This is a genomic window from Acinetobacter sp. C13 (genome assembly GCF_016809775.1).
In the GTDB taxonomy this organism is placed as follows: domain Bacteria; phylum Pseudomonadota; class Gammaproteobacteria; order Pseudomonadales; family Moraxellaceae; genus Acinetobacter; species Acinetobacter pittii.
This window is the reverse complement of the sequence record NZ_JAFBJL010000007.1, coordinates 1-21,815: the sequence shown is the minus strand read 5'-3', so window position 1 is coordinate 21,815 and position 21,815 is coordinate 1. Positions and strand designations below refer to the sequence as shown.

Below are 21,815 nucleotides of genomic sequence, written 5' to 3'. Positions count from 1 at the left end.
AACTCTATAATGCCTGCGATTAAAAGCGATCATCAGCTAAACTTGTCAAGCATTTATGCTGTGAGTGGATAAATAATGAGCCAAACTAGTCGCTTGATTGACCGACGATTAGCAAAAGCTTTGGTCTTCTTACAAGCATGTATGATCCCTGTTTCCGCTCTTGTAGCGTGGAGCATAAAAGACATGACAGCAGCATTAAGTGCGGCACTTGGTGCGTTGGTCTGCTGGCTTGCGACGAGTTATTTTTCGTGGCAATCCTTCAGAACAGCAGGTGCACGAGCATCAAAACAAGTGCTGTCTAACATGTATAGGGGCATGTTAGGCAAATTTGCAATCATGATCGTTGGATTTATTTTGATTTTGAGCAATGTTAAACCTTTATCACCGTTAGCATTGTTGTTTGGTTTTATTCTCGTTCAGGCAATGTCGTGGGTCGCTCCATTCTGGGTGTCACGTCTACAAAAACGGGTGTAGAAACAAGAAGAATTGAAGATTTTTTGGAGGGTGGCGAGATATCGACAGTACGCCGATGTTCGTTTCCCTTCTTTTTAGTAATTGACATTGACCAGGTGTGATTTATGGCTGCTGAAGAACATGCCCTCACTTCGACAGAGTATATCAAGCATCACTTGACCAATATGACCTATGGCAAAATGCCAGACGGTACATGGAAATTGGCTGAGACTGCTGAAGAAGCTCATTCGATGGGGTTCACTGCAATTCACTTGGATTCAATGGGTTGGTCAATTGGCCTTGGTGTGATTTTCTGTTTGATGTTCTGGATCGTTGCGAAAGCTGCAAATGCAGGTGTTCCAACTAAATTCCAGTCAGCAATCGAAATGATCATTGAGTTTGTTGACTCAAGTGTCCGTGATACTTTTCATGGCAAATCACGTTTAATCGCTCCGCTTGCACTCACTATTTTCGTGTGGATTTTCCTCATGAACTTAATGGACTTGATCCCAGTTGACTGGATTCCTCAAGTTGCAGCGTTTGTAGGTGCAAACGTATTTGGTATGGACCCTCACCACGTTTACTTCAAGATCGTTCCATCTACAGATCCAAACATTACTTTAGGTATGTCTTTATCTGTATTTGTACTTATCTTGTTCTACAGCATCCGCGAAAAGGGTGTTGGTGGTTTCGTTGGCGAGTTGGCACTTAACCCATTTAACCCAAGTAATCCAGTTGCAAAAGCGTTGCTTATTCCAGTGAACTTGATTTTGGAATTGGTAACATTCCTTGCTCGTCCGATTTCATTAGCTCTCCGACTATTCGGTAACATGTATGCCGGTGAGTTGATCTTTATCCTAATTGCTTTATTGCCGTTCTGGATTCAATGGGCGTTGTCTGTGCCTTGGGCGATCTTCCACATTCTTGTAATCACGTTGCAGGCATTCATCTTTATGATGCTTACCATCGTTTACTTGAGCATGGCAAGCGAAAAACATTAATGGTATTGCCTAACTATCAAATGATGGTTGGGCTGAATTTTTTTAATTTAATTTGGTAATAACCTAACCTCTGAGGAATTTTTCATGGAACTCACTTTAGGTCTAGTTGCAATTGCATCTGCTATCTTGATCGCTTTCGGTGCTTTGGGTACTGCGATTGGTTTTGGTCTTTTGGGTGGTCGCTTTTTAGAAGCTGTTGCTCGTCAACCAGAATTGGCTCCACAACTTCAAACTCGTATGTTCTTAATCGCGGGTCTTCTTGATGCTGTGCCTATGATCGGTGTTGGTATTGGCTTGTTCTTCATCTTCGCTAATCCATTTGTAGGTTAATCATCTTAATTCCTAAATCCACTATTTGAGGAATTGCAATGAATATCAACCTCACATTGATTGGTCAAGCGATTGCGTTTGCATTCTTTGTTGCATTCTGCATGAAGTTTGTTTGGCCACCACTAATCAATGCGATTAGTGAGCGTCAGCGTAAAATCGCTGATGGCTTAAATGCAGCAGAAAAAGCGAAAGCTGACCTTGCCGATGCACAAGCGCAAGTTAAGCAAGAGCTTGATGCAGCTAAAGCACAAGCGGCTCAATTGATCGAACAAGCGAACCGTCGTGCAGCGCAATTGATCGAAGAAGCTCGTACTCAAGCTGCGGCTGAAGGTGAGCGTATTCGTCAACAGGCTAAAGAAGCTGTTGATCAAGAAATCAATTCTGCTCGCGAAGAATTACGTCAACAAGTAGCTGCTTTGGCAGTAACTGGTGCAGAAAAAATCCTGAACCAGCAAGTTGATGCAGAAGCTCATAACGCCATGCTGTCTCAGCTGGCTGCTAAACTTTAAGCGAGGCGAATTATGGCTGAACTCTTGACGTTGGCACGTCCGTATGCCAAAGCAGCATTTGCTTATGCTTCTGAGCAAGGTGCAACAGACAATTGGTCGAATGCGTTACAAGTGCTCAGTGCTGCGGTGCAAGACGAAGCATTTTCCGCTTATTTAAATCGCCCTGAACTTACTCCTGCGGAGCAAGTGAAGCTTTTTGCTAAAGTTTTAGGTGAAGATCAATCTCAAGCAGTGTCTAACTTTTTGACACTTCTTGCAGATAACGATCGTTTAATGCTGTTACCTGAAATTGAAGCAGAATATGAACAGCTTAAATCACAGAATAACAACAATGTGGATGTCGTGATTGAATCGGCTTTCCCGTTAACTGCTGAACAAGAGCAACTGTTGAAATCTGCTTTAGAAAAGCGTTTTAACAGTACAGTAACTGTTTCAGTTGAAGTTAAACCTGAGCTTATTGCAGGTGTTGTAATTCGTGCAGGCGATCAAGTGATAGATGATTCTGCGCTTAACAAGCTTGAAAAAATGCGTACTCGTCTTCTTGCATAATGCAAATGATGAAGACTGAACTAATAAAAGATTGAGGAATAGCGCAATGCAACAACTGAATCCATCCGAGATCAGTGCGCTCATTAAACAGCGTATCGGAGATCTGGACACCAGCGCGACCGCTAAAAACGAAGGTACCATTGTTATGGTATCCGACGGTATCGTGCGCATTCACGGTCTTGCTGATGCAATGTACGGTGAAATGATCGAATTCGACGGCGGCTTATTTGGTATGGCACTGAACCTAGAACAGGATTCAGTGGGTGCCGTTGTTTTAGGTAACTACCTAAGCCTTCAAGAAGGTCAAAAAGCTCGTTGTACAGGTCGTGTATTAGAAGTTCCAGTTGGTCCTGAACTTCTTGGCCGTGTTGTCGACGCTTTGGGTAACCCAATTGATGGTAAAGGCCCAATTGATGCGAAATTAACTGATGCTGTTGAAAAAGTAGCACCAGGCGTAATTTGGCGTCAATCTGTAGATGAACCTGTTCAAACTGGTTATAAGTCAGTTGATACAATGATTCCTGTTGGCCGTGGCCAACGTGAGTTGATCATCGGTGACCGTCAAACTGGTAAAACAGCGATGGCGATCGATGCGATTATCGCTCAGAAAAACTCTGGCATTAAATGTGTATACGTTGCGATTGGTCAAAAACAATCAACAATTGCAAACGTTGTGCGTAAGCTAGAAGAAACTGGCGCTATGGCGTATACAACTGTTGTCGCTGCTGCGGCTGCTGATCCTGCTGCAATGCAGTACTTAGCTCCGTACTCTGGCTGTACAATGGGTGAATACTTCCGTGACCGCGGTGAAGACGCTCTTATTATTTATGATGATTTGTCTAAGCAAGCTGTTGCTTACCGTCAAATTTCATTACTTTTACGTCGTCCACCAGGTCGTGAAGCGTATCCAGGTGACGTATTCTATCTTCACTCACGTCTTCTTGAACGTGCTTCTCGTGTATCTGCTGACTACGTTGAGAAATTCACTAATGGCGCAGTAACTGGTCAAACTGGTTCTTTAACTGCATTGCCAATTATTGAAACTCAAGCAGGTGACGTATCTGCATTCGTACCAACGAACGTAATTTCGATTACTGACGGTCAGATCTTCTTAGAAACATCATTATTCAACGCAGGTATTCGTCCTGCTGTGAACGCGGGTATCTCTGTATCTCGTGTTGGTGGTTCTGCTCAAACTAAGATCATCAAAAAATTGTCTGGTGGTATCCGTACTGCTTTAGCACAATACCGTGAATTGGCTGCGTTTGCTCAGTTCGCTTCTGACCTTGACGAAGCAACTCGTAAGCAACTTGAACATGGTCAACGTGTAACTGAGTTAATGAAGCAAAAACAATATGCTCCTTACTCAATTGCTGACCAAGCTGTTTCTGTTTATGCATCTAACGAAGGCTACATGGCTGACGTAGAAGTTAAGAAAATCGTAGACTTTGATGCTGCGTTAATTTCTTACTTCCGCTCAGAATATGCTCCGTTGATGAAACAAATCGATGAAACTGGTGATTACAACAAAGACATCGAAGCAGCAATCAAAGCAGGTATTGAAAGCTTTAAAGCGACTCAAACTTACTAAGTTTAGTTTTAGTTAAGTTTGGTTCACGGATCAACCTTCGGAAGCTCGAAAGAGCTTTCGAATACTAGGTTAAGCGTATGGCAAATTTAAAAGAAATTCGCGCCAAAGTAGCTAGTATCAAGAGCACGCAAAAGATTACTCGCGCGATGCAAATGGTAGCTGCTTCTAAAATGCGTCGTGCGCAAGAGCGCATGGCTCAGGGCCGTCCGTATGCCGATAATATGCGCCGTGTAATTGCTCACTTGGTACAAGCAAACCCTGAATACAAACACCGTTATATGGTTGACCGCCCAGTTAAGCGTGTTGGCTATATCGTAGTGTCTTCAGATCGTGGTTTGGCAGGTGGCTTGAACATTAACTTGTTCAAGAAAGTTGTGCAGCATGTCAAAGCACAACAACAGCAGTCAATTGAAGTTGAATTTGCTTTAATTGGTCAAAAAGCGGTTTCGTTTTTTAAGAATTACGGCGGTAAAGTGCTCGGTGCAACTACCCAACTTGGCGATGCGCCGAGTTTGGAACAGTTAACTGGCTCAGTCCAAGTTATGCTTGATGCATTTGATAAAGGCGAATTAGATCGTATCTATCTCGTATCAAATGGCTTCGTTAATGCAATGACTCAGCAGCCTAAAGTAGAACAACTTGTTCCTTTAGCACCAGCAGAAGAAGGCGATGATCTCAACCGTACTTATGGTTGGGACTATATCTACGAACCAGAAGCAGAAGAATTGTTAAATGGTTTGTTGGTTCGCTATATCGAGTCTATGGTTTATCAAGGTGTGATTGAAAACGTTGCATGTGAGCAGTCAGCTCGTATGGTCGCGATGAAAGCAGCGACAGACAACGCAGGACAATTGATTAAAGACCTACAACTCATTTACAACAAGCTGCGTCAAGCCGCGATTACTCAGGAAATTTCCGAGATCGTTGGCGGTGCCGCTGCCGTTTAACATTATTAAGTTTGAATTGAGGAGACAGCAATGAGTAGCGGTCGTATCATTCAGATCATCGGCGCGGTTATCGACGTCGAGTTTGAGCGCAATAGCGTTCCTAAGATCTATGACGCTCTCCAAGTTGACGGTACTGAAACTACATTAGAAGTTCAGCAACAGCTTGGCGATGGTGTTGTTCGTACCATCGCAATGGGTTCTACAGAAGGTCTTAAACGTGGCCTTAATGTAACTAGCACAAATGCACCGATTTCTGTTCCAGTAGGTCCAGCTACGCTTGGTCGTATCATGGACGTTTTGGGTCGCCCAATTGATGAAGCAGGTCCGGTAGCGACTGAAGAGCGTTTGCCGATTCACCGTCAAGCACCTTCTTATGCTGAACAAGCAGCTTCTACAGATCTTTTAGAAACTGGTATTAAAGTAATTGACTTACTTTGCCCGTTCGCAAAAGGTGGTAAAGTTGGTCTATTTGGTGGTGCTGGTGTTGGTAAAACCGTTAACATGATGGAGTTGATCAACAACATCGCGAAAGCTCACTCAGGTTTATCTGTGTTTGCTGGTGTTGGTGAGCGTACTCGTGAAGGTAACGACTTCTATCACGAAATGAAAGATTCTAACGTTCTTGACAAAGTAGCAATGGTCTACGGTCAGATGAACGAGCCACCAGGTAACCGTTTACGCGTAGCGTTAACAGGTTTGACTATGGCTGAATACTTCCGTGATCAAAAAGACGAAAATGGTAAAGGTCGTGACGTATTATTATTCGTCGACAACATCTACCGTTATACACTTGCGGGTACAGAAGTATCAGCATTGTTAGGTCGTATGCCATCTGCGGTAGGTTACCAACCTACACTTGCAGAAGAAATGGGTGTTCTTCAAGAGCGTATTACATCTACTAAATCTGGTTCGATCACATCGATCCAAGCAGTATATGTACCTGCCGATGACTTAACAGATCCATCTCCTGCAACTACATTTGCTCACTTAGATGCAACAGTAGTATTGAGCCGTGACATCGCATCTTCTGGTATCTATCCAGCGATCGATCCACTTGACTCAACTTCACGTCAGTTAGACCCATTAGTTGTTGGTCAAGAGCACTATGAAATTGCGCGTGCAGTACAAAACGTATTGCAACGTTATAAAGAGCTTAAAGACATCATCGCAATCTTGGGTATGGATGAATTAGCTGAAGAAGATAAATTGGTTGTTTACCGTGCGCGTAAAATCCAACGTTTCTTCTCTCAACCATTCCACGTAGCTGAAGTGTTTACTGGTGCTCCTGGTAAATTAGTACCGCTTAAAGAAACGATTCGTGGCTTTAAAGGTCTATTAGCTGGTGAATACGATCACATCCCAGAACAAGCGTTCTATATGGTTGGTGGTATTGACGAAGTGATTGCTAAAGCTGAGAAACTCTAATTTAAGGAGATCATCTCATGGCGACTATGCAATGTGATGTCGTAAGTGTTAAAGAGTCTATTTACTCTGGCGCAGTAACGATGTTAATCGCGAAAGGTGCTGGTGGTGAGCTTGGTATTTTGCCAGGACATGCTCCACTTGTAACCTTGCTTCAACCGGGCCCGATTCGTGTTCAGTTGGAAAATGGTACAGAAGAAATCGTCTATGTATCTGGCGGTGTTTTAGAAGTTCAACCTCATGTTGTAACGGTTCTTGCAGATACTGCAATCCGTGCTGACAACTTGGATGAAGCGGCAATTTTAGAAGCACGTAAAAATGCTGAACAATTGCTTGCAAACCAAAAGAGTGATTTGGACTCAGCTGCTGCGTTGGCTGCCTTGGCAGAAACCGCTGCACAGCTTGAAACTATCCGTAAAATCAAAAACCGCGCACTATAATTGCCGGTTTGAGATTGAAAAAGCCACCGTAAGGTGGCTTTTTTATAAGTTGTTTTTTAAGATTCAGTTTTTGAATCTGACTTTTCATCTCCTGCCATAATCATGGCAGCAAGCTTCACCATATCCATTTGAATGGTATTAAGCTGTTTTTCAATTTGGTCAAAATTGATTTGATCTAATTTCCCATTGAGTAATGGCATGCTAAGAGCTTGTTGGTTGGCATGTAATAAACTTTGGCGAATATTCTCAATTTCCTGACTTTTGATATCTAAAGTCAAAAGTGCTTGATTTAAACCTTCTAGTTGTTGTTTTAACGTAGTGACAGTAGTTTTTAGTTCATTCTGATTCTTATCTTGGATGGCTTGTTCAACATCAAGCTGAGTATCTTTAAGCTGTTCAATATAGTCACCAGCTTTAAGCTGTAAATTAGCAGCGTCGCGGACCATATAAAAAATATTGCCGCTTTTAAGTTCGGCTTTGTTGGGTGCAATTTCTGACTCTTGTTGTTCAATGTTTTGGTCAGATGCCTGTTCAGTTATTTCAGTCTTTTCTTGTTCGGTAGCATGGTCTTGTGCCTGATCGCATCCGAGTAAAAGCATGCCTGAGGCAAAAATTACAAAAGGAAGAAATGCGCCCTGTAAAACTTTTTTCATAACTACAAACAACATCAAATAAAGCAAATAGATACTATAGGCATAAAATATGAAGAAAGATTGTATTTTTGCAAACGAACAACACTTTGAGGAGAGCATAAAAAAGAGCGTATAAAACGCCCTTTCTCACATTTTAAAATATTATTTTGCTAACTCTGCTTCAACTGCTTTAACGATTTGTTCATCGTCTGCTGTTAGGTTTGGAGCAAAGCGAGCTACGACTTCGCCATTTTTATTAATTAAAAACTTTTCGAAGTTCCATAAAACTTCTGGAGCAGGGTTGGTCGGAATACCTAAGCCTTCTAAACGCTCACGGAAAGGACCTTCACCAGTGCGTTCCGGCTGAGCCGCTGTCAAAGCTTGGTAAAGTGGGTGCTTATCTTCGCCGACTACAGAGACCTTAGAAAATAAAGGGAAATGAACATCATAATTTAATGAACAGAACTGTTGAATTTCTTCATCAGAACCTGGTTCTTGCTCTTTAAAGTTGTTTGCTGGGAAACCTAAAATTTCAAGACCTTGGTCTTTTTTTGCTTGGTAAAGCTTTTCTAAGCCTTCGTATTGTGGAGTTAAACCACATTTAGAAGCAGTATTTACGATAAGTAGAACTTTACCTTTGTATTGTTCGAGGTCAACCGTTTCACCTGAAATAGCTTTTACTGGAATGTGATATACAGATTGTGTCATGAGTCTTTCCTAAAGATTGTAATTGATATCAAGTAACGCATTTGTTTTAACTGCTATTTAGGGGCAGTGCAATAATATTCGTGTTCAAAAAAGGAAAAGTTTTTAAAGATAAACTGAATTCTAGTTATTTCTGATTTGGATAGGTGTTTGTCCAGTGTAACGTTTAAAAAACTCAATAAAACTTGAGCTATGTTGATAACCTAAATCGTATGCTAAACGCTTGATAGGTGTCCCTTGACGAATCTGATGAATGGCATAAACAATTTTGGCTCGGTTACGCCATTCGGACAACGAAAGCTGAAGCTCTTGTTGACTCAACCGTAATAAGTGGCGATCACTGACCGAAAAGTTTTGTAGCAACTGTTGTAAAGACTGATCAAAAAGTAAAGGATCTGAAAGTTTTTCTAAAATAGGCAATAAAACTGGATGCCGCGTTTGCGGTAAATAATGTGAATATGCAGGAGCTTGTTTGAGTTGATCGAATAAAACTTGTAAAAGATGTTCTAAATATTCAGGTTGTTCGGTTTGTTTTTGCTGCTCTAGAATTTGTAAAACTAAAGTGCGAAAAAAAGGCTGAATACTAAAGCATCGACAGCTATTTCCTAAAATAGAGCATAGGCGAGGGTGCAGTCGAATACAGATATAATGAATTTCATGGTCGATATGGGTTGACTGATGAACAGTTTGAGGTGGAATCCAAAGACCATAGCTAGGTGGAGAAAGATATAGCTGTTCTTCAATCTCCATTTCTAATATGCCATTTAAACTGAAATTAAAATCTCCCCAAAGAGATGCATGAGGACGAACAATATCTTCTTTTTGGTATAGAAATTCATGAACTTCTATACCGTTTAATAATGAAAATTGCTGATCCTCATTGTTCATCTATATGCTCTGACTCATATTTTAGTTTTCACAAGTAGCTTTAGGGTTATTAAGACCTTTCGCTAAGGTAAATGTACTCAGTAATGCTAGGGCAACAAAGCTTAATACACCATAAATTAAAGTATTTTCATTGAAATGATCAACCACATATCCCCCTAATAATGAACCTGTCGCAATCATCACCTGAAACATACCTACAAAAAGCGGCATACCTTTTTCAACTGCATTTGGCGCATGTACAAACATCCAAATATTTGCTGAGGTAGGGAAGGCACCAAATGCAAATCCCCATAACGCGGTTAAGACAATAGCACCAAACTCATGAACGGCAAAAAGAGGAAATCCAAAGAATACGATTGCAAAGCATGTACCCACAAAAGCTAATGTATAACGGACATTTAGATTCCCACTATATCCGGCAAAAGCATTTCCGAAAATACCAGCAATTCCATAGAGCAATAATAATGAACTAATGGTTGTCCCATTAAAACCGGCAACATTTTTAAAGAAAGGGGCTAAATAGCTATAGGCACAGAAATGAGCAAGTCCGATCAATAAAACAATCAACATGCCACTACGTGCTTTGGGAGTACGTAATAGTGCTGGTAAGTCTTTCAGGTGAATTGCCGAGTCTGGAATAAGTTTAGGTAAAAAGATTAATTGTAAGATTAAAACAATTAAGCCAATTCCTGCTGTAATTCCAAAAGCACTACGCCAGCCATAAAACTCGCTTAACCAAGTTCCAATCGGTACACCTAGAACTGTAGCAAAAGTCACACCTGCCATCACGACCGCAGTTGCTTTAGCAATAGGAAGATGCGAAGGAGCTAATTTTCCACTTAGAGCAATGGCGGTCGCCCAGAAACCACCAATTGAAATACCTAAAATTAAGCGGCTTAACAATAAAATATGAAAGTTTTCAGCAAATGCGGTAATGGTATTGGCAATAACCATAATAGCTGTCAGCAAGATAAGCACATAACGCCGATCAAGTTGTTTTACTGATACAGGCAATAGAGGGGCTGCAATTGCTGCCATAATGCCGGGTACTGTAATAATCAGGCCTGCTGTACCTACAGAAATATTTAAATCAGTTGCGACACTATTTAGAACACCAACAGGTAAAAATTCACTTGTTACTAATGCAAATGCTGCGATAGAAACGGCCAAAATGGCAAACCAGCTTCCTTGAGTAGAGGTCGTGGGTCGCGCTTTAGAGATAGACGATTGGTCCATAGGAAATCCTTACTTGGCTAAATTTGGAGTAAAGAAAGGCAATTTATTAATTAACTAACGATCATTATGAAAATAAAATAGTTGATAAAAAATCGAACGTCAATTAATTTAATAACGATTGTTATAAAAATAGATGTGATCTTTATGACAAATAGGCATGAAACGAATTTAGCTGTTACAGAAGATACGCTGAAAAAAAAGCGCGGACGTCCTAAATGCTTTGATGAACAAGAGGTTTTGCAAAAAGCAATGTTGCTCTTTTGGGAGCATGGCTATGAAGCAACGTCTATTAGCGATTTAACGCATGCTTTGGAAATTACAGCACCAAGCCTATACAGTGCCTTTGGCGACAAAGAAGGGCTGTTTTACAGAAGTGTTGATTATTATTTAGCTCATGAAGGATGTCCGATTGACACTATATTTGTAGAAGCAAAAACTGCAAAAATTGCTGTTGAGTTATATCTTTATGACATTGTTAAAAGATTGGTTCAGCCCAATAAGCCAGCAGGTTGTATGGTGGTCGTTGCGGCTATGAATTGTTCTGATGCAACTCAAGATGTACAGCAAAATCTATTAGATAAGCGCATAAAGACAAAAGAAAAATTATTAAAACGTCTTCAGCAAGGGGTAGAGCAAGGGGATTTATCTTCTCATGCACCTTTACAGGAAATGACTGATTTTTATACTACTGTCATTCAAGGCCTTACCATTCAAGCAAGAGACGGTGCGAGTAGCGAGCAATTACATAAAGTGGTAGGTCATGCCGTGAAAGCTTGGACATTATTCTAAAAAGGATAATGTCCTAAGTTCGATATCAATGTCGGAAATACGATATTTCAATTTATTAAGACATTCTTCAAAATAAAACCATCTTTTGTAGATGGTGTATTGCTATGAGTCAGGTCATGAAATATCACAAATGGGCGTTTATTTTTCCCATTTTGGCAGTATTGATTTGGTCTTTAAATATTGTAGTCACCCGCTATGTCTCGGATTATATCTCTCCGGTAAGTATTAGTTTTTATCGGTGGTTAATCGCTTTTATTATTTTGACTCCATTTATGTTTATGTCTGTGTGGAGACAAAGACGACTAGTAATACCATATTTACCTAAGCTTGCTGTGTTAAGTGCATTTGGGATGGTACTTTATCAAGGCTTAGCTTATACGGCTGCCCATTATACCAGTGCAACCAATATGGGGATTGTGAATGCATTTATTCCCATCTTTACGATCTTTGTTTCGCTTGCCATTTTAAAAGATGTGCCTAATCGCTTTGCAGTTTTTGGCAGTATTTTGTCTTTTGCTGGTTTGCTATATGTCATGTCCCAAGGAAATATTAATAAGCTTTTAAGTGGTGGCGGACATCTTGGTGATGCATTGATGATTATTGCCGTATTCTTCTATGCATTTTATGGTGTTTTTCTTAAAAAATGGCAGCTGCCTCTACCAATTATGACAAGCTTATATGTTCAGATTGGGTTTTCTGTAATATTTCATATTCCTTTAATTCTCTGGTTTGGACTTGATGCTTTAAATGTTGAAAATGCACCAAGTGCTATTTATGCAGGAGTATTTGCTTCACTCATTGCGCCGTTAGTTTGGATGTTAGCTGTTCAACAACTCGGTCCTAATAGAACAAGTATTTTTATGAACTTGGTACCTGTCTTTACAGCAGTTATTGCAAGCGTCTGGTTGTCTGAGCAGTGGACCATTTATCACACATTAGGTGGGATTGTTATTTTAATTGGTATCATTATGGCTCAGAAGAAGGTGAGTCCTAAAAAGAGTGAATTAATGCAAGAACAAAACTAAAGTCAGTAAAAAAACTATGGCATATTTTGAAAAAAACTCATAAAAATATGCCAATTTTTTCTTAGTTAAAGTTTTTCTATATGATTTATAAATAGTTTATAAAAATAGGTTGTAATATAAATATTAAAAAAGCCGAGTAAAAATATTAATATAATTTTAATTTATAGGCAAAAAACCGTAAATTCCCTACACTTTTCATGCTTTTTTTAGAGAAATAATATATTTCTCTCATTGAACCTCTTACCACATAATAGCGGCCACTACGAAAGGCGCTCTTTTCTTTGTAAATTATCTTTCGTTCCCCAGATATCCAAACCCTCTGGATGTGGTATATACCCATCCTTTTTTATGCTCAGTTATCCCTATATAACTGAGCTTTTTTTTGTTTGAAATTAGGCGCGAATAATCTCTCTGGTAAGAGCGTTAATGATTCTGCTTGGTTGTTGGCTCTGGCCTAAGTCACCATTCAGATAGTTTAATTGTGAACCAAAGTATTGGCAGGCATCCTGTAGTGAGTGTGCAGGTTCTTGTCCACTTGGGTTCGCACTAGTCGAGACAATAAAGCCATGAAAAGCATTGCATAATGCCACACATAAAGGATGTGTAGTGACTCGAACAGCGACAAGAGGATGCTCACCTTTAATCCATGAAGGAATATGTTCGCCAGCAGGTAATAGCCAAGTTGTTGCTCTTTCTGAAGGTTGATGATTAGTCCAACAATCAATAATTTCTTGTTGGGTTGTTTGAGGTAAAGAAGTTAGCAGGTGCTCAACTTGGCTAATATGACCTGCTAATAAAATTACACCCTTTTCAATAGGCCTTTGCTTTAGTTCAAGAATCTTTTGAAAAGCTTGCTCATTAAAAGGGTCGCAACCTAGCCCCCAAACTGCCTCAGTTGGATATGCCAAAACTTGACCTTGTTGTAAACATTCGGCTGCTTCGGTAACTGAGGTGGTAATCATGGTAATACTCTTCCTTTCAATCAGACAGAATTGCTATTGTGCGCTCCAATACTAAGAACGACAACGTAAATACAATCCTGATTGTTGCATACATAAACCAAGTAGTTCTAGTTCCATCAGTGAAGAGGTGAGGTCTGCAACAGGCTGAGAGTGATGTAAGACAAGCTGATCAATATTTTGCCCGACCCAGTCTAAAGATTGATAAAGGTTAATTAAATGCTCAGGAATTTCTGGAGTACTAGAAACTACAGCCTCCTCGGTGGAGTTTTGTTGCTGACTTTGCCATTGAGTAGGTAAAGCAAGGTCTTCAATAATTTGTTCAGGATGATCGACTAAAATTGCTCCCTCACGAATAAGTTGATGGCAACCTTGATGAAACTCACTGTAAATATGACCAGGAATGGCAAATACAGTCTTACCTTGTTCAGCAGCTTTGTTCGCAGTGATGAGAGAACCACTTTTTAATGTAGCTTCTACCACTAACACGCCTAAACTCAAACCGCTGACAATTCGGTTTCTACGTGGGAAATGCTGTTGTAATGGGGGTGTTCCAGGCAAAAATTCAGTAATAATCGCGCCATTTTGAGCCAAAATATGTTCTGCAAGTTTTTTATTTTGAGCAGGGTAGGTACTGTCTAAACCAGTTCCTGTTACTGCAATTGTACGTTGATGTGCTGATGCTCCTTGGTGAGCAGCTTCATCAATACCATATGCCAATCCACTACTCACATAAAAACCTTTTTCACTTAAGTAATAGGCAAAATCATAAGCAACCTGACGACCATGTGGGCTTGGTTTTCGGCTACCTACAATCGCAATTTGTGGTTGCAACAAAGCTTGAGCTTGGCCTTTTCCAAAAATGATAGGTGGGTGATCTGTATAAGGTAATAACTGAGTGGGATAACCTGAGTCATCTGCCGTTAAAATAAAGTCGGTATATTGCTGGATCTGCTCAGTTAGTTTTTCAAACTGAGCTTGACCCTGAGCAGTTTGAAATTCATCTACGCGTTTTAAATGATTAGCATGTAACCCGAGATTGCGCCATTGAGATAATCCAGCAGGTTGGACCGCCTTTTCACAGCTACCAAAATAATCGACAATTTTTTTAAAGCTGACTAAAGAGTGTTGCACCAAATACCACACTTTAAGCGTGTGGTAATGGTGTGAAGAAAGTTGAGTAAGCATTGTAAAAGGTACATCCAGCATTAATCATTAAAGCGGGGTGGCTGAATGCTTGAACCAACTTTAACTGGTAAATCGCTTTCTAATACGTAGGCATAACTCAACTGATCAAAAGTTCTAAAGACCATTAGACTACCAATTTGTTGTCCTGGTAACTGTATTGGTTCTTTGGTTTTAGGATCTCGAATGGTTTCACCTTGTTGTGTAATATCAAAAACTTGTCCTACTTGAATACCTTGTGCCGTACCGCGGTCTAAAATCACCACACTATTTTTGGCAGCAGTACCAATTGAGCCCATTACACGAATAATTTTGCCGCCGTCCGTCACCTGAGTGGCATCTACCGGATAAAACAAAGTAGGCAATGTTGCTTCTTCTTCTGGCATTACCCGATCACCACGACGTACTTCAGAATTGTAGCTATCAGTTAACTCAAGCGTGGTAATGTCTTTTTCAGAAGAGATCGCAATCCCTGAGGCAACTTGTTGTAGCTCAATACCTAGACTGTGCTTTTTGCCTTTATTATCGGTGAAATAATAAGGTTCACCTTCACGATAAACTGCATAACGTTGACCATCAATCAAACCTTGTCCGCGCGCATAAATAGTTTGACCTTTTGCTGCAAGTACACGTTGATCGGCAGTACCGACTACATAAGGAGTATGTTGAATTGCATCGATAGGTAGAATAGTGCTGTGTTCTAACCACTGTTTGATATGTTCAAGAGGAATAACAGGTACGTTATTGTTAAGTGACTCCACACGAACTTGAGGTTGTAAATTTGTCATTTGGCCTGTGTAACGGCGAATAATGCCGACACAGCCATCTCCTTCATCTTTTCCAACCAATGGACGGCCATCTAAACTACACAGCAGTAATCGATCACCAGGATAAATCCAGTGTGGATTTTTGACATGCTGATTATTTGCCCAAATTTCAGGCCAGCGCCAAGGTTTGCTCAGAAAATGACCGGAAATATCCCATAGCGTATCTCCTCGTTTTACTACGTAGACATGTGGTGCATTACTTTTAAGAGAGGGTGGATTATGGTTCGGACTAGCAGCATAAGTCTCTGCTACCGTACTGAATGCAACCCCTGTAAAAAGTGCCAAAGCAAGTAAATGCTTTTTTATCCCCAAAGCATGAAATTGAACCATGCCGTCAAAAACCTTTTTCATTATGATAATTCCTAAAAATTATGCGTGCAGATGCGTTATAATAGGCGGCTAACACACAATTTTTCGATGAAGTATTTCCTTCATTTGGTTTTTCAATCAATGGCATAAGTGAGGACGTCAGTATGGCCTTATTACCTATTTTAAGTTTTCCTGATCCCCGTCTTCGTACCATTGCTAAGCCTGTTGAAGAAGTTACTGATGAAATTCGTCAACTTGCAGCAGATATGCTTGAAACCATGTATGCGGCACCGGGTATTGGTTTAGCAGCTTCTCAGGTCGATCGTCATATTCAGCTTATCGTCATAGATTTGTCTGAATCTAAAGATGACCCTATGGTTTTCATTAACCCCAAAATAACTCCACTGACAGAAGATAAGCAGCAGTACGAAGAAGGCTGCCTATCGGTGCCACAAATATACGACAAAGTTGAGCGCCCGTCACGTGTGAAAATTGAGGCAATTAACCTTGAAGGTCAAGCATTTGAGTTAGAAGCTGATGGACTTCTCGCTGTTTGTATCCAACATGAAATGGATCACTTAAATGGCAAATTATTTGTGGATTATTTGTCGCCACTTAAACGTCAGCGTGCTCGAGAAAAAGTCGAAAAAGTTGTTCGTCAACGTGAGCGTGAAAAAGTTGCAGTAAAACGTTAAAAATTTCTATTCTTGAAACATTAATGTAGTGTGGATGTGATTTTTGGTTTTTCGTAGTGGCTTACTGCTTGCATGTGCAGCAGTATTTTTACAGGTTGCGGTATTTCTACAGCCGCTATTACCGAAGCAGTATCAAATTGCTCCGGTCTGTGAAACTATTACCCTCGCTTTGCTTAAACCTAAAGCACAGATGGAAACCATGTCACATGCCATGCATTCACATCATGAACATCATATTGAACAGGCGCAAGCCTCTGGGCAACATGATCATCATGATGCAAATCACCAGTGTCAATATTGTACCGTCTATGCCAATCTGGTTTTGCCACCTGAATTTGGCGTAAAAGAAGTTTTAGTCCGCATACAAGTCCGCTTAGTTGCCTATCAACAAGCATTTAGACATGTCTACTTTGCACTACAGCGACTTTTTCTACTCCCGCAAGGGCGTGCACCACCTCTATTTGCATAAATAAAAGCAATTTTTTGTTGGGGTCTTAACTGACTTCGATATCACTTTATTTATGTTTTAGAGCGTATAAAAATGCCACATTCTAAATTTTTACTACAACCTTTATGGGTTGCGATGTTTGCTGTCTCTCATTCGGGGCTAGTTTTTGCTAATTCAGAAAAAAATGATGCCGATACCAAAGCGCTTCACTCATTAGCACCTATTGTTGTTACAGCACAACAAGGCAACGATGCAAATGGCTTGATTGTACATGCAGACCCGAAACAGCCAATTCAGCCAGTGCCTGCTACAGATGGTGCAGACTACCTACAAAGTATTATGGGTTTTAACTCAATACAAAGTGGGGGAACGAATGGTGATGTGACATTCCGAGGTATGTTTGGGTCACGCATCAAAATTTTGACAGATGGAACTGAGAACTTAGGTGCATGCCCAAACCGTATGGATGCACCGACTTCTTATATTTCACCAGAAAGTTATGATCGTATTTCTGTGATTAAGGGTCCGCAAACTGTTCAATATGCCAATACAGGTTCTGCTGCAACAGTCCTTTTTGAACGTCAGCCTGAGAAACTCACCTCTGAAAAACCTTATCGCGGACAAGCGAGTGTCTTATTAGGTTCATATGGACGTATTGACCATAACGTTGAGGCCGCAATTGGTGATGAAAAGAAATATATCCGTTTAAATGCCAATCGTTCAGAATCGAATAGTTATCAAGATGGTGACGGCAATACCGTGCCGTCAGCATGGAAAAAGTGGAATGCTGATGTAGCACTTGGTTTTACTCCAGATGAAAACACGTGGGTGGAACTCACTGGTGGAAAATCTGATGGTGAATCGCTTTATGCTGGACGTTCAATGGACGGATCTCAATTTGCGCGTGAAAGCTTAGGGCTACGTTTCGAAAAGAAAAATATCACCGATGTCATTAAGAAAATTGAAGGGCAGGTGAACTATAGCTATAACGACCATATTATGGATAACTTTAGTTTGCGCACACCGCCATTAGTTGAAATGAATCATGGTGGTATGACCATGCTGATGCCGAATCCAATGGCAATGCAAGTGACACGCCGTACATTAAACTCACGTTTGGCAATGACTTCTGAATGGAACAAATGGAGTTTGATCACAGGCGTTGACTCTCAATTTAATAAACATGGCGGTAGCATGTCATCGCCAACAATGCCTTCTATGAATATTCCATATCGCCAAGATATGCGTTTTCAATCATATGGTGCTTTTGGCGAACTCGGCTATCAATGGAACGATTTCAACAAAATGGTTGCAGGTGCACGTTTAGATCGAGTTACAGTTGAAGATGAGCGTGCTGATTCTCAAGCAAAAGGCTTTAATACTAAACTTGAAAAGACTTTACCGAGTGCATTTGTCCGTTGGGAAAATCAGCATCCAGAGCATGACCTAAAAAGCTATATTGGTTTAGGTTATGTAGAGCGTATGCCTGATTATTGGGAACTTTTCTCGCCTAAACATGGTAACGCTGGCTCAACTAATACTTTTAACGGTGTGAATCCTGAAAAAACATTACAGTTGGATCTAGGTTTTCAGCAACAGCATGGTGCTTTAAACACATGGGCTTCTGCTTATGCAGGTTTGGTGGATGACTACATTTTAATGAGTTATCACCATCACCCAAGTACTGGAATGGGTGGGCATGATATGAGTCATGATATTACTGCGGGTGCTAAGAATGTCGATGCAACCATTGCAGGTGCGGAAGCGGGTATTGGATATCAATTTACCGATCATATTCAGGCAGATTTGAGTGCGATGTATGCATGGGGTAAGAACACCACAGATGACAAACCACTACCTCAAATTCCACCTTTAGAAGGTCGCTTAAATATTCGCTATATGGCTGATAAATATAATTTAGGATTATTATGGCGAGCGGTTGCTGAGCAAAACCGTGTGAGTCTACATCAAGGTAATATCGTAGGATATGACTTAAAACCAAGTAAAGGTTTCTCGACTCTTTCTCTAAACGGAAGTTACAACCTTCGTAAAGATATCGATGTCTCTGTTGGCATTGATAACGTATTAGATAAGACCTATACCGAACACTTAAACAAAGCGGGTAGTGCTGGCTTTGGATTTGCGAGCGAAGAGCAGTTTAACAATATCGGAAGAAATTACTGGGTTCGTATGAGCATGAAGTTTTAATAAGCCGTAGCGAATGAACTGAAAATATTAATTTAAAGAGAGAAATGAAATGACTGATAAATTATCACCTGAACAGTCTTGGTGGGGATGGAAGTTACTTATTGTGGCTTCTATCTTGAGTTTATTGTTTATGATTATTTTTTACTTGGCAATCAACAATGAACCTGACTACATGCCAAGTCAGAAAAAGAAGCAGATGATGGAGTCACACGAGCAAATGAATCACGCTGAAATGCACAGTTCATCAGCTCAATAAGTTCCTTAATATTTGAAAATGGAAGTCTAGTTAACGGGCTTCCATTTTTGTTTTTAAGTTTTAAAAGTTATTGATGCATACTCGCTAAGGTTTTTGCCTTACCTTGATTCTGATAAAGCGTTAAGCCAAGTTTTTGTATATTACGGCCTGATTTAGATAAAAACTTTTCAACTTTTGGTGAAAGCTTTGCACCATTATAAAGTAGTGAATTACGCACAATTAGATAATAAGCAAACCATGAGGCAGACTGCTGAGGCAATCCGAGTAGTTTCATTCTCTTCTTGCCAATAAAAAATTGGGTAAGTTCTAAATGTTGTCGATAAGCAAGCTTCTGCTGCAAAGAACGTAAATGTAGATATTTTCTCTCAAAAGGCTCTTTGGATAAGCTTGATCCTAACTCAACACTGCTGTGATCGGAGCGAGGGTGAGCAAACTGCATCCAGTAAAGTAACCTCCAACCCTCAGATTCAGATTGAATAAGCCATTTTTCATCAATACCCATCAACCAGCCAACATAACGCCAAAAATGTAGAAAACTCTTGGCTTCTTGTTTGGTCGGCCATACACCCAAAGCTCTAATACCGAGTAAAACTACACTGCTAAAAGCCAAATTAGTCATTGCTAAATCAAATTGATTAAGTGGAATTCCCCAAACCTCACTATTCCAACGATCAGACTTTTTTAATTGTCGGCGAACGAGTGCATGAATAAAGCGAACATAAATCGTTGAAGTAAAACCTGCGCTTAAACGGACAAGTCCTTGAGGTTCAGTAATATCGACCCACCATTTTGTGGTTTCAGCTAAACGAGTACCCGCCTGTTTCTTTAATGCACCCGTTAAAATTAGCGGCTGATTAAATCCCGGATATAAATATCCCGCCATTAAGGATAGATCTCTAAGAATAAAACCATTATTTATTCCTAAACGATGAGTAAATTTAACAGCCTCATCAATTTGACGCTCATCTAACCATCCAGGCTTTTGTTCAATGTAATTAAAGAAATTTTCTAACTCGGTAGGTATAGGCTCAGATAGATTATCGCGGCCTTGAAATAATATCTTCTCAAAAATCATGCGGTGATCTTTGGGATTTTGCATAACCCAATCAATCACCTGATCCATTTCAATATCCCCTTCATAAAGAGCATGTTGTAAAGACATATATTCCGTATAGTTTGGTTGTACAGGTTTTTCACAACAGATATTTAAAAACTGAGTAAAAAAATTGCTGTCTTGCATGTCATTAAAAGAAGCAAGTCGAGTCGGGCTAATCATTTGCATATCGTTACTTACTTATTGAACTGAATAATAAATAGGCTAATATGAATAATTATTCGCATTCAATTCGCATTTAACGAATAAAAACGATGAGAAAAGCCCCACAGCAACAGCGTTCAAAAATTATTGTTGACCATATTTTAGAGGCGACACAGCAGTGTATCGCCCAGTATGGATTACTACATACGACGACGCCTAAAATTGCAGAGAAATCTGGAGTAAGTGTTGGGTCGATTTACCAATACTTTGAGAATAAAGATCAAATCATAGAAGAACTATTGCGCCGTAAAAGCGAATTGCTGGGGCTACAACTTAAAGAATTAGTTGTGCGACAAGGAAATATTCCTTTAGAGCTGCTCATTCCCTTAGCAATAGAGTTGGGATTTAATGCATTAAAAGCCGATCATGGATTTTTTATAGAAGTGCTGAAACACTGGCATGACTATAGTCATTCGCAAGCTGCTCAGATTTTAGAAAAGCATTTTTTTGAAGTAGGGCTATATACATTCAGTAGAAATCCTCATCAGTGGGACTTCGAACAGGTAAAGCATAAATCCTTTGTAATTATTAATAGTACGCTTTTTACGATGATGCGATATGTAAGTCAGAACAATTTTCTTATCTCAGAACAACAACTTAAACGCGAATTATCGAGCATGATACTGGCTTATTTAAGTCAAAAATAAAAAATTAAAATAATTATCAATATAAAACAATAGCTTAATTCGTGTGGTGGTTTAAAAGTAAACGCTCAAGTCATTAATTTTTAATTTTCGCTTGCAAAGGTAAGTTAATGGTCTATAATGCACATCCATCGGCGGTGATGCAGATAGAAACTTGTTGAAAAACAGTTACTTGGAATTGAGTTGATTGCTTTAAGTGATGAATTTGATGGTAAGTTGGTTTTGAGAATGAGTTTTAAAAATATCGAAATTACCTGTTGACTTTTAAGAGATTAAGAGTAATATAGCCGACCTAGCTTGCTGGTGACGAACCAGGAAGAAGATCATTAAGAGAATTGAAGAACAACTTGTGTGGATTTTTACTGATTGATTAATCGAAATAATTTTCATTGATTGATTGGTTTAAATTACTCGAAGTTTATTTGAGCGAAATTTAAGTCAGTAATTGA

Annotated in this window: 23 protein-coding genes and 1 pseudogene; 16 read left to right on the top strand and 8 right to left on the bottom strand. The window is 39.9% G+C overall.

The annotated features are described in order from the left end of the window. The first annotated feature begins 75 nt into the window (after positions 1-75). The 9 genes from JGE69_RS16345 (at position 76) to JGE69_RS16305 (ending at position 7,242) form a co-directional block, all read left to right on the top strand. Entirely contained in the window at positions 76-474 is a 399-nt protein-coding gene (locus JGE69_RS16345; RefSeq protein WP_002114124.1) for an ATP synthase subunit I, read from the top strand. Between the two features lie 104 nt (positions 475-578). Then, complete coding sequence (atpB, locus tag JGE69_RS16340) at positions 579-1,454, top strand: F0F1 ATP synthase subunit A (RefSeq protein WP_002114072.1); 876 nt, start codon at positions 579-581, stop codon at positions 1,452-1,454. 84 nt (positions 1,455-1,538) lie between these two features. Beyond that, positions 1,539-1,784 (top strand): F0F1 ATP synthase subunit C, encoded by a 246-nt coding sequence (gene atpE, locus JGE69_RS16335; RefSeq protein ID WP_000424060.1) that lies wholly within the window; start codon positions 1,539-1,541, stop codon positions 1,782-1,784. Positions 1,785-1,822: 38 nt separating this feature from the next. Continuing rightward, positions 1,823-2,293 (top strand): F0F1 ATP synthase subunit B, encoded by a 471-nt coding sequence (locus JGE69_RS16330; RefSeq protein WP_001024691.1) that lies wholly within the window; start codon positions 1,823-1,825, stop codon positions 2,291-2,293. A gap of 12 nt (positions 2,294-2,305) precedes the next feature. Further along, on the top strand, positions 2,306-2,842 hold the full coding sequence (locus JGE69_RS16325) for a F0F1 ATP synthase subunit delta (RefSeq protein WP_002114070.1): 537 nt from the start codon (positions 2,306-2,308) through the stop codon (positions 2,840-2,842). Between the two features lie 46 nt (positions 2,843-2,888). Then, positions 2,889-4,433 (top strand): F0F1 ATP synthase subunit alpha, encoded by a 1,545-nt coding sequence (gene atpA / locus JGE69_RS16320; RefSeq protein WP_002114049.1) that lies wholly within the window; start codon positions 2,889-2,891, stop codon positions 4,431-4,433. 77 nt (positions 4,434-4,510) lie between these two features. Next, positions 4,511-5,380 (top strand): F0F1 ATP synthase subunit gamma, encoded by an 870-nt coding sequence (atpG, locus tag JGE69_RS16315; RefSeq protein ID WP_002114131.1) that lies wholly within the window; start codon positions 4,511-4,513, stop codon positions 5,378-5,380. Between the two features lie 30 nt (positions 5,381-5,410). Further along, positions 5,411-6,805 (top strand): F0F1 ATP synthase subunit beta, encoded by a 1,395-nt coding sequence (atpD, locus tag JGE69_RS16310; protein ID WP_002114045.1) that lies wholly within the window; start codon positions 5,411-5,413, stop codon positions 6,803-6,805. A 17-nt stretch (positions 6,806-6,822) separates the two neighbouring features. After that, positions 6,823-7,242, top strand: coding sequence for a F0F1 ATP synthase subunit epsilon (locus JGE69_RS16305; RefSeq protein WP_002114076.1), 420 nt, complete (start codon positions 6,823-6,825; stop codon positions 7,240-7,242). A gap of 56 nt (positions 7,243-7,298) precedes the next feature. On the opposite strand, the gene JGE69_RS16300 is transcribed toward JGE69_RS16305, so the two are convergent. The 4 genes from JGE69_RS16300 to JGE69_RS16285 form a co-directional block, all read right to left on the bottom strand. After that, positions 7,299-7,895 (bottom strand): hypothetical protein, encoded by a 597-nt coding sequence (locus tag JGE69_RS16300; protein WP_199114063.1) that lies wholly within the window; start codon positions 7,893-7,895, stop codon positions 7,299-7,301. 141 nt (positions 7,896-8,036) lie between these two features. Then, on the bottom strand, positions 8,037-8,582 hold the full coding sequence (locus JGE69_RS16295; RefSeq protein ID WP_014208128.1) for a glutathione peroxidase: 546 nt from the start codon (positions 8,580-8,582) through the stop codon (positions 8,037-8,039). A gap of 120 nt (positions 8,583-8,702) precedes the next feature. Continuing rightward, on the bottom strand, positions 8,703-9,467 hold the full coding sequence (locus JGE69_RS16290) for an AraC family transcriptional regulator (protein ID WP_104075547.1): 765 nt from the start codon (positions 9,465-9,467) through the stop codon (positions 8,703-8,705). Between the two features lie 21 nt (positions 9,468-9,488). Further along, on the bottom strand, positions 9,489-10,703 hold the full coding sequence (locus JGE69_RS16285; protein ID WP_005804752.1) for an MFS transporter: 1,215 nt from the start codon (positions 10,701-10,703) through the stop codon (positions 9,489-9,491). 135 nt (positions 10,704-10,838) lie between these two features. Between JGE69_RS16285 and JGE69_RS16280 the strand changes: the two genes are divergently transcribed. Together JGE69_RS16280 and JGE69_RS16275 are read left to right on the top strand one after the other, a co-directional pair. Then, positions 10,839-11,492 carry a TetR/AcrR family transcriptional regulator gene (locus JGE69_RS16280; protein WP_079377716.1) on the top strand — a complete coding sequence of 218 codons (654 nt, stop codon included), beginning with the start codon at positions 10,839-10,841 and terminating at the stop codon, positions 11,490-11,492. A gap of 104 nt (positions 11,493-11,596) precedes the next feature. Continuing rightward, positions 11,597-12,517: a DMT family transporter gene (locus tag JGE69_RS16275; RefSeq protein WP_002114137.1), complete on the top strand. Its 921-nt coding sequence runs from the start codon at positions 11,597-11,599 to the stop codon at positions 12,515-12,517. 392 nt (positions 12,518-12,909) lie between these two features. On the opposite strand, the gene JGE69_RS16270 is transcribed toward JGE69_RS16275, so the two are convergent. The 3 genes from JGE69_RS16270 to JGE69_RS16260 are packed head-to-tail and all read right to left on the bottom strand — an operon-like array spanning position 12,910 to position 15,839. Further along, entirely contained in the window at positions 12,910-13,479 is a 570-nt protein-coding gene (locus JGE69_RS16270) for an L-threonylcarbamoyladenylate synthase (protein ID WP_005072030.1), read from the bottom strand. Positions 13,480-13,530: 51 nt separating this feature from the next. Next, positions 13,531-14,664, bottom strand: a complete 1,134-nt coding sequence (dprA, locus tag JGE69_RS16265) for a DNA-processing protein DprA (protein WP_199114064.1) — start codon at positions 14,662-14,664, stop codon at positions 13,531-13,533. Positions 14,665-14,684: 20 nt separating this feature from the next. Then, positions 14,685-15,839, bottom strand: a complete 1,155-nt coding sequence (locus JGE69_RS16260) for a LysM peptidoglycan-binding domain-containing protein (RefSeq protein WP_199114065.1) — start codon at positions 15,837-15,839, stop codon at positions 14,685-14,687. 122 nt (positions 15,840-15,961) lie between these two features. Here JGE69_RS16260 and def point away from each other — a divergent pair, with 122 nt between their 5' ends. The 4 genes from def (at position 15,962) to JGE69_RS16240 (ending at position 19,404) form a co-directional block, all read left to right on the top strand. Next, entirely contained in the window at positions 15,962-16,492 is a 531-nt protein-coding gene (gene def, locus JGE69_RS16255; protein WP_002114101.1) for a peptide deformylase, read from the top strand. A gap of 43 nt (positions 16,493-16,535) precedes the next feature. Beyond that, positions 16,536-16,961, top strand: coding sequence for a DUF2946 family protein (locus tag JGE69_RS16250; RefSeq protein ID WP_002114087.1), 426 nt, complete (start codon positions 16,536-16,538; stop codon positions 16,959-16,961). A 72-nt stretch (positions 16,962-17,033) separates the two neighbouring features. Continuing rightward, a complete protein-coding gene (locus JGE69_RS16245; protein WP_199114066.1) occupies positions 17,034-19,148 on the top strand; it encodes a TonB-dependent copper receptor in 2,115 nt (704 codons plus the stop codon). 49 nt (positions 19,149-19,197) lie between these two features. Continuing rightward, positions 19,198-19,404 (top strand): DUF4199 domain-containing protein, encoded by a 207-nt coding sequence (locus tag JGE69_RS16240; protein WP_068531148.1) that lies wholly within the window; start codon positions 19,198-19,200, stop codon positions 19,402-19,404. A gap of 67 nt (positions 19,405-19,471) precedes the next feature. Here JGE69_RS16240 and JGE69_RS16235 read toward each other — a convergent pair whose 3' ends face one another. Continuing rightward, complete coding sequence (locus JGE69_RS16235; protein WP_017482416.1) at positions 19,472-20,686, bottom strand: oxygenase MpaB family protein; 1,215 nt, start codon at positions 20,684-20,686, stop codon at positions 19,472-19,474. 86 nt (positions 20,687-20,772) lie between these two features. Between JGE69_RS16235 and JGE69_RS16230 the strand changes: the two are divergent. After that, positions 20,773-21,343 (top strand): annotated as a pseudogene (locus JGE69_RS16230) (TetR/AcrR family transcriptional regulator). Positions 21,344-21,815: the final 472 nt, after the last annotated feature.